This is a genomic window from Yersinia sp. 2542 StPb PI, assembly GCF_048593855.1.
GTDB lineage: Bacteria > Pseudomonadota > Gammaproteobacteria > Enterobacterales > Enterobacteriaceae > Yersinia > Yersinia enterocolitica_E.
Genome location: NZ_JAZGQA010000138.1, coordinates 1 through 11,927 on the forward strand (window position 1 = coordinate 1; position 11,927 = coordinate 11,927).

Consider the following 11,927-nt stretch of genomic DNA (forward strand, 5'->3'; position numbering starts at 1 on the left):
ATTGCAATAGTCCTTATCTCAGTATATATCTTTTTAATCTGTTAATTTATATACGTTAATATTGTGGTTTTTTGATGTTCACATCTTGCTTAATATTGATATGCTGAGTGGGCTATAATTAGCCAGTTAATAGCGTGAATATTGTCCATATATATTCATTCTATTGAGTATACTGTTATTGATTATATTCCCTCGATTTTTCTTGTGGTCAGCCTTCGGTTTGAGCATCCGTCATCATGCTGATATGACATTTTTATCGTCACAAGAGACATGCTGAATCCCCCTGATATACTGGCCTGCGCCTAAATTAGTAGTCAGGTAATAATTTCAGTTTTTAGTTGTGGTTCTGTTCATTGCGTAGGTAAATATAGCGGATATGTGGTGGTGAGTTTACAAGGTGACTGAGGCATTAAATCATCACCAAATAGAGGGCAGCCTTGCTGCGGCTGCCAGTGGATGTGGATCGCCTCATTTTTATGCCATAAAAGTGAGGGTGGGGCACCGATAGGGAACGCTTAAAAATCCCAATCTTCGTCTTCGGTGTTGACTGCCTTGCCAATCACATAAGAGGAGCCAGAACCGGAGAAGAAATCGTGATTCTCGTCTGCATTTGGTGATAATGCCGCCAGAATGGCCGGACTGACTGCTGCTTGACTGGCGGGGAATAAGGCTTCATAACCTAAATTCATTAATGCTTTATTGGCATTATAATGAAGGAACTTTTTGACATCTTCGGTCCAGCCAACCTTATCATACAGGTCCTCGGTGTAACGCACCTCATTGTCATATAAGTCTTGCAGCAGATCGAAGGCAAAGTTCTTTATTTCCTGGCGGCGACTATTGTCGACTTTCTCCAACCCTTTCTGAAATTTGTAGCCGATATAATAACCATGTACTGCCTCGTCACGGATGATTAATCGAATAAGATCGGCAGTGTTGGTTAATTTTGCCCGGCTGGACCAATACATCGGTAAATAGAAACCGGAATAGAATAAAAATGATTCCAGAAATACACTGGCTATCTTTTTCTTCAGTGGGTCATCATTATGATAGTGCTGTAAGATAATATTGGCTTTATTTTGTAGTGGGCCATTCTCTTCACTCCAGCGATAGGCATCGTCCACATCAGATGTCATGCAAAGAGTAGAAAAAATAGAGCTATAAGAGCGAGCATGGACCGCTTCCATAAAGCTGATATTCGAGAATACCGCTTCCTCATGGGGGGTAATGGCATCTTTAATCAGAGCCGGCGCACCCAATGTATTCTGAATAGTATCCAGCAGTGTCAGGCCGGTAAAAACCCGAATCGTAAGCTGTTGTTCATTAGGTGTCAGCGTTGCCCAAGAGGGAATGTCATTTGATAGTGGGACTTTTTCCGGCAACCAGAAATTAGCTGTCAGGCGGTTCCATACTTCCAGGTCTTTATCGTCTTCAATCTTATTCCAGTTAATGGCACTGACGTGTGTTATCGGTTTTACTGCGTTCATATCATTTTCCTTATCAACCATTTTTATTCATTCAGTGCCGCGAATTACAGCGAGCAAGAAACACAACCTTCGACTTCAGTGCCTTCGAGCGCCATCTGACGCAGCCGGATGTAATAAATGGTCTTAATCCCTTTCTTCCAGGCATAAATTTGCGCTTTATTAATATCGCGGGTACTGGCGGTATCACGGAAGAACAGGGTCAGTGATAGCCCTTGATCGACATGCTGTGTTGCCTCAGCGTAGGTATCAATGATTTTCTCCGGCCCTATCTGGTAAGCATCCTGATAATATTCAAGGTTATCGTTAGTCATGTAAGGTGCGGGATAATAGACTCGGCCAATCTTGCCTTCTTTGCGAATCTCAATCGGTGAGACAATCGGGTGAATGCTCGATGTCGAATGATTGATATAGGAAATAGAACCGGTAGGCGGCACCGCCTGCAAGTTCTGGTTATAAATACCGTGTTCCATCACTGACTGGCGTAACGCGGCCCAATCTTGCTGATCGGGCAGTACAATAGCGGCCTGAGCAAATAGTGCCTGTACTTTGGCGGTTTTAGGCAGCCAGCTCTGCTCGACATATTTTGTGAAATAAGTGCCCGAGGCATAATCTGACTGATCAAAGCCTTTAAAGTGGTGGCCTCGTTCTATTGCCAGTTGGTTCGAGGCGCGGATGGCGTGATATACCACGCTATAAAAGTAGATATTAGTAAAATCGAGCGCCTCTTCAGAGCCGTAGAAAATATGCTCGCGGGCCAGATAACCGTGCAAATTCATCTGCCCCAGGCCAATGGCATGGGATTCTTGATTACCTTTCTCGATAGAGGGTACTGAGCGGATATTGCTCATATCGGAGACGGCAGTCAGCCCACGAATAGCGGTTTCAATCGATTTACCAAAGTCTGGTGAATCCATGGTATGCGCGATATTCATCGAACCAAGGTTACAAGAGATATCTTTACCGATATGGCGATAGCTAAGATCGTCGTTGTATTCGGTTGGTGAATTAACCTGCAAAATTTCTGAGCACAGGTTACTCATATTGATTCGACCTTTAATCGGATTGGCGCGATTAACCGTGTCCTCAAACATCATGTAGGGATAGCCGGATTCAAACTGGATCTCGGCTAGAATCTGGAAGAACTCGCGTGCCTTGATTTTGCTTTTATGGATGCGCTTGTCATTGACCATCTCGCGGTATTTTTCGCTGATGCTGATTTCTGACATCGGTAAACCGTAAACCTGTTCTACATCGTAAGGAGAGAACAGGTACATTTCTTCGTTATTCTTCGCCAGCTCAAAGGTAATATCCGGGATAACCACACCCAATGAGAGGGTTTTTATACGAACTTTTTCATCGGCGTTTTCGCGTTTGGTATCCAGAAAACGTAAAATATCGGGATGATGGGCATGGAGATATACCGCCCCCGCACCTTGCCGTGCGCCCAACTGGTTAGCATAAGAAAAGGCATCTTCCAGCATTTTCATGATAGGGATGACGCCGGAGGATTGGTTTTCAATCCGTTTGATTGGCGCACCGACTTCACGAATATTACTTAGTAGGAAAGCGACCCCGCCACCACGTTTAGACAATTGCAGCGCTGAGTTAATAGAGCGGCCAATTGATTCCATATTATCTTCAATGCGTAACAAGAAGCAGGAGACAAGCTCACCACGCTGTTTTTTACCACAATTGAGGAAGGTCGGGGTGGCCGGTTGGAATCGACCAGAGATTATCTCTTCTACCAGTTCTTGCGCCAGTGTCGGGTCACCTGCTGCCAGTGTTAGCGCCACCATGCAAACACGGTCTTCGTAGCGTTCCAGATAACGTTTGCCATCAAAGGTTTTCAGGGTATAGCTGGTGTAATATTTAAAGGCGCCAAGGAAAGTGGGAAAACGAAATTTTTTGCTATAGGCCTGCTGGAATAAGCTTTTGATAAAGCTGAAATCGTACTGAGCCAGCACCTCTTTCTCGTAATATCCTTCTTCGACCAGATAATCGAGTTTTTCTTGCAAATTGTGGAAGAACACGGTGTTTTGATTGACGTGTTGCAAGTAATATTGACGTGCCGCCAACCGGTCTTTGTCAAACTGGATACGTCCATCAGCATCATAGAGGTTTAGCATCGCATTCAGTGAGTGATAGTCAAGCTCGCTACTGGATGGATCAGTGATATTCAGTTCTGTCGTTGCCAAAATTCAGTTACTCCCTTGCGCACGTTAGCCACATCTTCTGCTGTACCCAGTAGTTCAAAACGATACAGGTAAGGAACCTGACATTTTTGGGAGATGATTTTCCCTGCCAGACAATAGGCGTCGCCAAAATTAGTGTTACCCGCAGCAATAACGCCGCGAATCAATGAACGGTTGTGTGGATCATTTAGAAAACGGATCACCTGAATCGGTACTGCTCCTATCGGGCTGCCACCACCATAACTGGGTACTAACAAAATATAGGGCTGCTCGATCTGCGGTGTTTTACGGGCACCGGCAATAGGGATACGTATTGCCGGGAGTTCCAGCTTCCCGACAAAACGGTGAGTGTTCTCCGACGAGCTGGAAAAATAGACCAGCGGATTCATCTTGTCCCCCCATCAGGCACTGACGGCCTGAACCAGTGCGTTAATTTTGTCAGGGCGGAAGCCGGACCAATGTTCATTGCCGGCAACAATCACTGGCACCTGCTGATAACCAAGAGATTTCACATGATTTAATGCTTGTAAATCTGATGTTAAATCAATGACCTGATAGGCTATTCCTTGTTTGTCGAATGCTCGGTAAGTGGCATTGCACTGGACACAATCAGGTTTACTGTAAATAATAATACTCATGATTCGCATTTACCTTTTGTAATGAGGAAAGGCGGATTAGTCAGGTTGTTAAGGTGCCGCGACGACCTGCCTCTGATAATCAACTGCGGTTTCATTTCCGTAGGTGATAAAACAAATACTATATCTAGTGTTTATTTAATTCAACCACACTACATGTAGTTATTTATTGAGAATTCATGCATTGTTCAGCGACAGGGCCGCCAGCACGGGGCTGGCGGTAGATTTAGTAATAATAAGGAGGATAAAAATATTTCTATTGCGGAGTTGTTGCGGGCAAGATGATTTACTGGCGCAGGCTGACGGCTAAGCGGTTAAAGGCATTCATGATACTGATAGCAAAAGTTAAATCGGAAATTTCAGCATCGGTAAAATGTACTTTTAAGGCGTCGAAGATATTATCAGGTGTGCCACTGGTGGTGATGTAAGTCACCGCTTCTGCCCAGTCTAATGCTGCTCTTTCTGCTTCAGTAAATGCATTACTGAGACGCCAGCCAGCTATCACATCCATTTTGGCATTATCAAAACCGTTCTCACGCAAGAATTTACCGTGCATATTCAAGCAGAATGCACAGCCGTTGATTTGTGATACCCGCATAAAAATCATTTCTATCAATGCTTTGGGTAACGAACTCTTATCTAATGAGAGAGACGCATTAACCAGTGCTTTATAGGTTGTAGGTGAAAGTTCGGAAAAATAAAGACGTTGTGCAACCATGATATGTTCCTGTGAGGTACCGTAGAGTATGGCGCTACTCTAGCGCGGTGATGACCTATACTATAGAGCCATAAATTACTTATTTTAGTGGGTCATGATGAGGGGTTTTTCACATCTTCTGAGCCTGGATAGCCGACAAAACGAGCCGGTCTACCGTCAGCTTTATCAGCGTATTAAAGATGCCATCGTGCAAGGGGTATTGCTGCCTGACTCGCGGTTACCCTCGATTCGGGTGCTAGCCAGTGAAGTGGGGGTGGCACGAGGTACGGTGGAAAATGCCTATGGTCAATTAATTGCCGAGGGGTATTTGCAAAGTCGTGGGCAGAGTGGGACTTACGTTTCAGCTCAGTTACGTGATGCCCCTTTGCTGCCATTAACTCAGAGTGCGCAACCTGTTGTGGTGAATAAAGTCTCAACGGTTAGTCCGGTGGCTCGGCCCTTCGAGCTAGGATTACCGGCGCTGGACGCTTTCCCCCGAGCGCAATGGGGGCGAATCATGGCCAAACAGTTACATAATCTCACCGCATCATCCCTTGGACATCCCCCCGCTACCGGGCTTGGGTTATTGCGCGAAGCAATAGCACATTACTTACAGTTATCACGCGGGGTGAGTTGCCAGCCTGAACAAGTTTTTATTTGCTCAGGCTATCAGTCATTGCTGGATCTGGTGATCAGTACCTTACTGCAACCGGGCGATCGTGGCTGGTTGGAGGACCCAGGCTATCCTGTGACACGGCAACTGATTCGCGAAGCTGGGCTTATTCCACACCCGGTCGCAGTTGATCAGGACGGAATGGATGTCGGTGCGGCAATTAACGACTGCCCCCAGGCACGTTTTGCCATCGTCACCCCAGCCCATCAAAGCCCGTTAGGGGTGGCGCTCAGTCTGGCACGACGTATTGCCCTGTTGGATTGGGCCGATCAGCAGCATGCATGGATTATTGAAGATGACTATGACAGTGAGTTTCGGTATCAAGGGCGGCCACTGCCACCGCTGAAAACGTTGGACCGGCAGGGGCGGGTGCTCTATGCCGGTACCTTCAGCAAAGTGATGTTTCCGGCACTGAGGCTGGCTTATCTGGTCGTTCCAGCACAACGGGTGGCACTATTTAATCAGCGATGCCAGTTACGCATTTGTACCAGCCCACCACTGATACAGGCCAGTGTGGCGGAGTTTATCAATCAGGGGCATTTTTATCGCCATCTGAAACGTATGCGTCATTTATATGCCGAACGGCGTGAGATGCTATCGACAAGTCTGAGGCGGCAGTTGGCAGGCGTTGTTGAGGTTGAACAGCAAGCTGGAGGGATACAATTACTGGCGCGATTGGATAAGGGTTTTGCTGATTATGCCGTAGCAATACGGGCGCGGCAGCAAGGGTTAGCGGTTCAGGCGCTATCAGATTGGGCGTTGGCAGAAACGAGCCAGGCAACCGGTGGAAATGGATTGTTGATGGGATTTACTAATCTCACTTCTGTGGCAGAAACTGATCGGCTGGTGGCCCTATTGGCCAAAGTTATTACTTCTATGTCTGCTTAATAACCCTATGTCTGCTTAATAACCCTACGTCTGGTTAATAACCGCTATTTACCGGGTAAGAGAATTGGCCCGCAGTGCATCTATTATCACTGGGGCCACCGATTAACCAAACTGCCAGATATCGTCATCCCTATAAGTAGACACAGCAATGAGGGGGGATAAAATACCGGCGGTTTATCGGCTATCCGATTATTTTTAACGGCGTGCTAACAGCACACCCAGTACGATGCCGACCGCAGCACCAATCCCGACACCTTGCCATGGTTTGTCGCGGATGTAGTCATCTGCGTTACCTGCAACATCTCGGGCATGCTGTTTTAGGCTGGTCGAACCGTTGAAATGCGCTCGCGCATCACGTAATACACCTTCGGCATTGTGGCGCACTTTGGTCAGTTCCTCTTTGGTTTTCTCACCTGATGAACGCAATACATCGTCAAGAGTATCTGCCAGAAGGGTCACGTCCTGATTGAGATCTCTTTCAATTTTTTCTGATTTCTTGAACATTTGACTCTCCGTTTTGCCTGATGAACATTAAGCATAGTCCATCACGTCGATGTGACATGCGCTTCAGGACTAATCCGAAGGCGAGGGGATAATTAACCACCATGCCTCCCGAACAGGGCTGCTTTTAAATAGCGTGATTCATAATGTATGGCGTAAATAATAATCACTATTACTTTGTACATTTGGTTACTTAGCGAAACCAATGACTCACGGAAAGGAAAAATTGATTCCTCTATGATTCTTTCAACGGCCCCACCGGGGGCTTAGCGAAACAAACTCTGAGGATTTTAAAATGAAAAAAGTATTAGCGCTGATCGTTGCTGCAACCATGGGTCTGTCTTCTGTTGCTTTCGCTGCTGAAACTACTGCGGCCGCTACAGCAGCACCAGCTGCAACCAGCACTACTGCTGCGCCTGCCGCAGAAAATGCAGCACCAGCTAAAGCAACTCACCATAAAAAACATAAAGCAACCAAACAAACCACAGAACAAAAAGCACAGTCTGCTAAAAAACATGTGAAAAAAGCACCTGCTCAAAAAGCACAGGCCGCTAAAAAACACGTGAAAAAAGCGCCAGCTCAGCCAGCTCAGAAAGCCCAAGCCGCTAAAAAACACCATAAAGCCGTTAAAAAATCAGCGACAGCGCCAGCAGCATAATTATGCCGGAATGCGGGCACTCCGTACCGCACAGTCTAGCCAATTCCAGACACCCGGTTAACGCCGGGTGTCTTTTTTTATAGGCTAACCATCATGATCAATCGTTATCTGTTCGAGCTGATTTTCAGTGTGATGACCCTATGTGGTGTATCACTTGCCTGTGTGCTGTTTCTTACCGACACCTTTATTTAGCCTCGCACAGTTTGGATGGCTTGTGCGTCACCATTATTATATTGAAATATCAGTGCAAAATATGTTGTTGATGCAGGAACTCAACAATCTGTTGAACCGTTTGCTGATGTAACTTTTCTCTTTCCGTCACTGACGTCGCACAGATAAAGTCTTCGCCTTCCTGAGCCAGAACTGCGCGGGCTGTCGGTTTACATGTTGGCAGAAAATCGAAATGTCCGCTGTGGGCTAAGGTTATTGTGGTTATACCTGGCGGATTAAGCCGCTTTATCCACTCACTCCCGCCCAGATTTAGTGCCATATTCGGTGAGATAAAATAGTGAGCATTAATCAGAAGCAGTGGGGCTGTTAAATGAAACAGACTACTGTTTTGATAAAAAGGCACCATGCCGGGATCTAAAGCGACCGCAAAACGTAAACGTTTATCAGCATAATTTCCTTCAATTTTCCGCACTGGAAGTGCCTTTAATTTTACCTCCGCACGGGTATAAAACTGGCAGTTGACTTGTTCGGGCTGCTGTTGGCAGCCGGCAATGAAACGTGGAAATGAAAGCGTTGCACCCAATGCCGCAATAGCACTATAACCCCCTTTCGAATGGCCAATTACCCCAATAGGCTGATTATCCAGTACCGACTTCCAGCGCGAATCAGACAGTAATGTGCTAATAATAAAAGAGATATCTTCAGTTTGTAACCATAGCTGTGCTGATTTGGCCGGTATAGAGTTACCAGTGGTACTGCCTGGATGATTGGCTGCGACTACCACCATACCTTGCTGCACCAGCTTATCTGCCAACCACGCCATACTGGTATTGTTGCCACCACTGCCGTGGCTGAGGACAATCAATGGAAATTGGCCTGTGGCAAGGGGGGCATCAGGTAAAACCGAGATACCGTTGAAGATGGCACTATCACCCAGTAGGGCCGTTGTTCCCTGTTTCGCTGTTGGATAATAAATTAAGCTATCAAGTTGGCGCTGGCGTTGAGTGTCATTGAATGAAATGTGAGTAACCGCTGTTTGCCAGCCATAACTGACCATCGGGAAAAACAGCAAAAAACAGAAGCACAGCACAGCATTTTTCATGATTTAATATCCTGACTGATTGAGTTCTTTGTCAGCTTAGAGGGAAGGGCATTTAGCCGCGACCTCGATCATGATCCAGTCCCTGGACCTGCTTGTTTTCGCTTATCTGGCTGTCTACACTACAAAATCGTTATTCACGATATCCACTTGTTAAGGCAAGGGTTATGCCACTGATCCCCGTCTCTTTTCTGTTATCAATTTTATGTATTGGTTTGTTTTATCATTTGATTAAATCCGGTAAGCAGAGAGGATTCTTACTGCTGCTATTGCTGGTTTGTGCATTACAAAGCGGGTTGATTGGCTTGCGCTATGGCTATCATCTTGCCCTGTTTAATGGCTTACAACCTATCGTCGCTATGACTATCCCCCCGCTGACCTATTTAGCACTCCTTCGTACAACCGGGGAGAGGAGGGCGGGTATTTGGCCGTCTGGGATACATGCTTTAGGCCCTATCGGTACGGCAATTTGTCTCTGGATCGCGCCACAGTGGCTCGATGCAATGGTCATTATCAGTTATTTATCTTATGGCCTTGCGGTGCTGGTTTACTTGCGCCCTGGTGAGGATCGTTTGCAACAGATCTCTGTGGAAAAAATTTGGCTTAGCTACCGGTTATGGCTTCTGATGGCTATCTTGCTGATTGGGTCGGGGGTGGGCGATATCATTATCAGTGCTGACTATGCATTTTTTGCCGGAAATCAGGCTGGGTTAATAGCCAGCTTCAGCAACCTTTTGATTACGTTAACAATGTGCTACACCCTGGCGACCAGCGCACATCGTGAAGAGCCGATTGCTGCGCTGCCGGCTGAGTTGGCGGTAACGGATGATAAGCCATTAGCTGAATCGCTGGAGGCGCTTTTCTCTGTCATCTTATTGACCTTAAAGAAAAATAATCTGTATCTGGAGAGTCAACTCAACTTATCAACGTTGGCGCGCAAAGTTGGCGTTGCCCCGCGCAAAGTGTCTCAGGCCATTAATCAGCAAACGGGGCAAAATGTTTCGCGATACGTTAATCAGTTGCGGGTCGATCATGCCGCGATGCTATTGATGCGTACGGAGTTGCCAGTGATCGATATTATGCTAGAGGCGGGGTTCCAGACTAAATCAAATTTTAATCGCGAGTTTATGCGAGTTAAGGGCACTACCCCATCGCAATGGCGTGAAAACAAGCCCTCACTGGGGGCTGAATAAGATTTTATTATCCGTAACTCAGCCAGCCTCTTTTTGTGGCGGTTTTGGCGTGCGATGCTACCACGCCAGCAACGGATTATTAACGTGCCAGTCGAGTAGAAACAACGCTGATGAGATGAAAATGGTGTGTAGACTATTCCGAAATAGTCGTTTTGAGCCAATAAATACGTGGTTTCCCTTATTTATTACGGTAAGGTCGCTCAATAGTAGTCAAAAAGAGGGGAAATAAATGTATTTACGGCCAGATGAAGTGGCTAAGGTCCTGGAGAATGCCGGTTTTGATCGGGATTATACGGTTGATCAGGCTTACGGTTATCGTAAAGCGGAGCATTACGTTTATGTTAACCGTGAAGCCCGAATGGGCAGGACAGCATTGGTTATTCACCCAGCGCATAAAGATAAAAGCTTGTTGTTTGCCACACCCACGGCAACTATTCGTATCAGTGATAAGTATGTGGAGTTTCCGCTCTATCTGGCCGGTGACGCTGATGACCGCTACGGTATTGCCCACGGTTTTAGCTCAAGAGAAATGTTATTGCGCTATCTAAACAGTATGTACCCGTAAAACCAGCTCGCCTTGGCACAATAAATGTCACCGCGCCGTAGCGCCAGAATCAATGCAATACGGCGTCAGCTTCCTGATTAAACTGCATATTATATTGTCGGCGGAATTGCGCCAATTCAAAGGCATCTAAATCCAGTTCTGCGAAATAGAACAAAGCCGCTTCGGTATGTTCGGCCGTTAGCATTGGGGATATATGTGAGCGAATCAGCGTATTGCGCCATTGCATCACATTTTCATCGGAAGAGTCTTTGATAAAGGTTTGGTAAATAAAGACCAGATAAGCCGCCTTTCTCACATCCTCGGCATAGCCATTGCTGGTGGAGCGGATAAACATTTGTGTCTGACGTTGCCCCATCTCTTGCAACATGGATTCAATGTAAATCGGTTTTATCTTCAGTAAATTGGCCAGTGTATCCACCGCTTTACGGGTATCTGATGTCAACACACGGTAGCCGACAATAAAAACCACGATCAAAACAGCAATAATTATCCACGTCATTGAATGTTTCTTTGCGCCATAAAAGGTGTAATTGACAACGTAAAATTATCTGGCTGTTAAATCGCCTGAGTAGATAAAGTCAACGAAGTGTTTAAGGGTTATCGCCACTGAAATTATCGCTATTTTTTTGCTGATTATTCAGATGATGATTGAAAGCGGCAGCATCTTTCGCCAGAGCATCAAGATGTGCACCTAACACTTTAATCTGCCTAACTAATGAATGTTGTTCTGGTAAGGTATTGGCAGTATTAAGTTTTCTAAGCAACATATCATTTTTAGCACGCAATGCTGTTTCCCGTGCTTTTGACTGCTCCAGTTCATGTTGCAATGCATTGTAGCTTGCCTGCCATGTCTGATGCTGCTTCTCAAAAGTTGACTGCAACTCACTCATTGCATTAAGAAACTGTACTTCAAGCTCATGCATTGTCATTGCTTTTCCTTTATGACGGCTTCCGATTTTCATTGGCATTATAACGAAGTCTGAGCATAACCTCACCCGCTAGAATCTGTCTTTCTATCCCGGCACAGGATGCCACCGGACGATGTAGGACAGTTGGTTTTATATCCGTCATACTACTTCAAACTGCATGTGCGTTGGCTGCCATCACTACTCGGCCCGTCCATAGGCCTCGCCTCTGCGAGGCCGCTGCAAGCAGCGTTCAAATCTGC

General features: G+C 46.1%; 13 protein-coding genes. 4 read left to right on the top strand and 9 right to left on the bottom strand.

Going from position 1 to position 11,927, the window contains the following annotated elements; genetic code table 11:
- Positions 1 to 515: 515 nt before the first annotated feature.
- From nrdF to V1952_RS15585, 5 genes are all read right to left on the bottom strand, one after another.
- Complete coding sequence (gene nrdF / locus V1952_RS15565; protein WP_372559732.1) at positions 516 to 1,487, bottom strand: class 1b ribonucleoside-diphosphate reductase subunit beta; 972 nt, start codon at positions 1,485 to 1,487, stop codon at positions 516 to 518.
- A 44-nt stretch (positions 1,488 to 1,531) separates the two neighbouring features.
- Complete coding sequence (gene nrdE / locus V1952_RS15570; protein ID WP_420075068.1) at positions 1,532 to 3,682, bottom strand: class 1b ribonucleoside-diphosphate reductase subunit alpha; 2,151 nt, start codon at positions 3,680 to 3,682, stop codon at positions 1,532 to 1,534.
- Positions 3,664 to 4,068: a class Ib ribonucleoside-diphosphate reductase assembly flavoprotein NrdI gene (nrdI, locus tag V1952_RS15575; protein WP_372559730.1), complete on the bottom strand. Its 405-nt coding sequence runs from the start codon at positions 4,066 to 4,068 to the stop codon at positions 3,664 to 3,666. The genes nrdE and nrdI overlap by 19 nt, the downstream gene beginning before the upstream one ends.
- 12 nt (positions 4,069 to 4,080) lie before the next feature.
- Entirely contained in the window at positions 4,081 to 4,317 is a 237-nt protein-coding gene (gene nrdH, locus V1952_RS15580) for a glutaredoxin-like protein NrdH (protein WP_420075069.1), read from the bottom strand.
- Between the two features lie 283 nt (positions 4,318 to 4,600).
- Positions 4,601 to 5,032: a carboxymuconolactone decarboxylase family protein gene (locus V1952_RS15585; RefSeq protein ID WP_420071025.1), complete on the bottom strand. Its 432-nt coding sequence runs from the start codon at positions 5,030 to 5,032 to the stop codon at positions 4,601 to 4,603.
- A gap of 94 nt (positions 5,033 to 5,126) precedes the next feature.
- Between V1952_RS15585 and V1952_RS15590 the strand changes: the two genes are divergently transcribed.
- Positions 5,127 to 6,572, top strand: a complete 1,446-nt coding sequence (locus tag V1952_RS15590; protein WP_420075070.1) for a PLP-dependent aminotransferase family protein — start codon at positions 5,127 to 5,129, stop codon at positions 6,570 to 6,572.
- A 195-nt stretch (positions 6,573 to 6,767) separates the two neighbouring features.
- Here the strand turns inward: V1952_RS15590 and V1952_RS15595 are convergent, their stop codons facing one another.
- The gene (locus V1952_RS15595; RefSeq protein WP_420075071.1) at positions 6,768 to 7,076 is read right to left on the bottom strand and encodes a DUF883 family protein; all 309 of its coding nucleotides are present in this window, start codon (positions 7,074 to 7,076) and stop codon (positions 6,768 to 6,770) included.
- Between the two features lie 292 nt (positions 7,077 to 7,368).
- Between V1952_RS15595 and asr the strand changes: the two genes are divergently transcribed.
- The gene (gene asr, locus V1952_RS15600; protein WP_083163029.1) at positions 7,369 to 7,731 is read left to right on the top strand and encodes an acid resistance repetitive basic protein Asr; all 363 of its coding nucleotides are present in this window, start codon (positions 7,369 to 7,371) and stop codon (positions 7,729 to 7,731) included.
- 241 nt (positions 7,732 to 7,972) lie between these two features.
- Here the strand turns inward: asr and V1952_RS15605 are convergent, their stop codons facing one another.
- A complete protein-coding gene (locus tag V1952_RS15605; protein ID WP_420075072.1) occupies positions 7,973 to 9,004 on the bottom strand; it encodes an alpha/beta hydrolase family protein in 1,032 nt (343 codons plus the stop codon).
- Positions 9,005 to 9,168: 164 nt separating this feature from the next.
- Here V1952_RS15605 and V1952_RS15610 point away from each other — a divergent pair, with 164 nt between their 5' ends.
- Together V1952_RS15610 and V1952_RS15615 are read left to right on the top strand one after the other, a co-directional pair.
- Positions 9,169 to 10,194, top strand: a complete 1,026-nt coding sequence (locus V1952_RS15610) for a helix-turn-helix domain-containing protein (RefSeq protein WP_420075073.1) — start codon at positions 9,169 to 9,171, stop codon at positions 10,192 to 10,194.
- A 229-nt stretch (positions 10,195 to 10,423) separates the two neighbouring features.
- Complete coding sequence (locus V1952_RS15615; RefSeq protein WP_372559724.1) at positions 10,424 to 10,759, top strand: DUF2002 family protein; 336 nt, start codon at positions 10,424 to 10,426, stop codon at positions 10,757 to 10,759.
- Positions 10,760 to 10,808: 49 nt separating this feature from the next.
- On the opposite strand, the gene V1952_RS15620 is transcribed toward V1952_RS15615, so the two are convergent.
- Together V1952_RS15620 and V1952_RS15625 are read right to left on the bottom strand one after the other, a co-directional pair.
- Positions 10,809 to 11,258, bottom strand: a complete 450-nt coding sequence (locus V1952_RS15620; protein WP_083163035.1) for a DUF1198 domain-containing protein — start codon at positions 11,256 to 11,258, stop codon at positions 10,809 to 10,811.
- A gap of 91 nt (positions 11,259 to 11,349) precedes the next feature.
- Complete coding sequence (locus V1952_RS15625) at positions 11,350 to 11,688, bottom strand: MbeD/MobD family mobilization/exclusion protein (protein ID WP_420075074.1); 339 nt, start codon at positions 11,686 to 11,688, stop codon at positions 11,350 to 11,352.
- Positions 11,689 to 11,927 lie beyond the last annotated feature (239 nt).

Coding starts and splice junctions, on each gene's coding strand:
- V1952_RS15585 (WP_420071025.1), bottom strand. CDS start 5,032: ATGGTTGCACAACGTCTTTATTTTTCCGAACTTTCACCTACAACCTAT.
- V1952_RS15615 (WP_372559724.1), top strand. CDS start 10,424: ATGTATTTACGGCCAGATGAAGTGGCTAAGGTCCTGGAGAATGCCGGT.
- nrdF (WP_372559732.1), bottom strand. CDS start 1,487: ATGAACGCAGTAAAACCGATAACACACGTCAGTGCCATTAACTGGAAT.
- V1952_RS15590 (WP_420075070.1), top strand. CDS start 5,127: ATGATGAGGGGTTTTTCACATCTTCTGAGCCTGGATAGCCGACAAAAC.
- nrdH (WP_420075069.1), bottom strand. CDS start 4,317: ATGAGTATTATTATTTACAGTAAACCTGATTGTGTCCAGTGCAATGCC.
- V1952_RS15605 (WP_420075072.1), bottom strand. CDS start 9,004: ATGAAAAATGCTGTGCTGTGCTTCTGTTTTTTGCTGTTTTTCCCGATG.
- V1952_RS15610 (WP_420075073.1), top strand. CDS start 9,169: ATGCCACTGATCCCCGTCTCTTTTCTGTTATCAATTTTATGTATTGGT.
- nrdI (WP_372559730.1), bottom strand. CDS start 4,068: ATGAATCCGCTGGTCTATTTTTCCAGCTCGTCGGAGAACACTCACCGT.
- V1952_RS15625 (WP_420075074.1), bottom strand. CDS start 11,688: ATGACAATGCATGAGCTTGAAGTACAGTTTCTTAATGCAATGAGTGAG.
- asr (WP_083163029.1), top strand. CDS start 7,369: ATGAAAAAAGTATTAGCGCTGATCGTTGCTGCAACCATGGGTCTGTCT.
- V1952_RS15620 (WP_083163035.1), bottom strand. CDS start 11,258: ATGACGTGGATAATTATTGCTGTTTTGATCGTGGTTTTTATTGTCGGC.
- V1952_RS15595 (WP_420075071.1), bottom strand. CDS start 7,076: ATGTTCAAGAAATCAGAAAAAATTGAAAGAGATCTCAATCAGGACGTG.